The 852-nt window shown below is 65.0% G+C and carries 1 protein-coding gene; it reads left to right on the top strand.

The window, feature by feature from the left end:
* Positions 1–304: 304 nt before the first annotated feature.
* The coding region (locus NS365_RS23370; protein WP_058602640.1) for a hypothetical protein at positions 305–852 on the top strand (548 nt) is incomplete at its 3' end.

The following is an 852-nucleotide window of genomic DNA, read 5'->3' as shown; positions in this document are numbered from 1 at the left end:
GCCTGGCCTGCCTTCTCGCCCAACATCGGAACGGCGATCGCCCCCGGGCTCCCCGCCTCCCATGACGCGGATGGCGGTCGGTCAGCGTCATGGACGTCAGGACGCACAGGTGCGTTTCGATCCGTGGCGGCATCATCGAGCCGGCGTCCGATCGTCGGGCCGCGATCGCAGCCGCCCGATGTGTCGCCGACGAGGACGCTTGCGGGATTTCGCAACGCTTCGCCACGAAACCAACGCGAAGGCAGAAGCTTATGGATGAAAACCTGGTCGCGATTTGATCGCGCCTCAACCAACGGAGTGCCCCATGCGCCTGTCCCGTTCCATGAGTCTTGTCGTCGGTTCGCTGCTTCTCGCAACCTCATGGGCACAAGCCCAGGACGGACAGCCGGCACGCGTGCGCGGAACGATCGCGGCCGTCGAGGGCCAGACCCTGTCCGTGACCTCGCGTGAGGGGCCTGTGGTGAAGATCCAGATGGCACCGAATGTCGGCCTGCGCGGTATCAAGACGGCCGCAGCGAGTGACATCAAGCCGGGAGATTATGTCGGGGTCGCCTCCGCCCCCGCATCCGGCAGCCAGCCTGCGGGGGCGTTGGAAGTCCTGATCTTTCCTGCAGCGATGAAGGGCGCCAACGAGGGCAGCTTCCCGTGGGATCTGCAACCCAATTCCACGATGACCAATGCCACGGTTTCCAACGCGGTGGAGAACGTATCGGGCCGCCAGTTGACCCTGACCTATCCCACCGGCTCCAAGACGGTTTCGCTCCCGACCAACATACCCGTCGTAACCTTCGCCGATGCGAGCGCAGCCGATCTGAAGCCTGGCGCGCCGGTCTTCGTACCCGCCACGAAGGC

Origin of the sequence: Aureimonas ureilytica (genome assembly GCF_001475935.1) — a bacterium.
Taxonomy (GTDB): Bacteria; Pseudomonadota; Alphaproteobacteria; order Rhizobiales; family Rhizobiaceae; genus Aureimonas; species Aureimonas ureilytica_A.
Note: the sequence above shows the minus strand (reverse complement) of the source record. Positions and strands in the feature narration are given on the sequence as shown.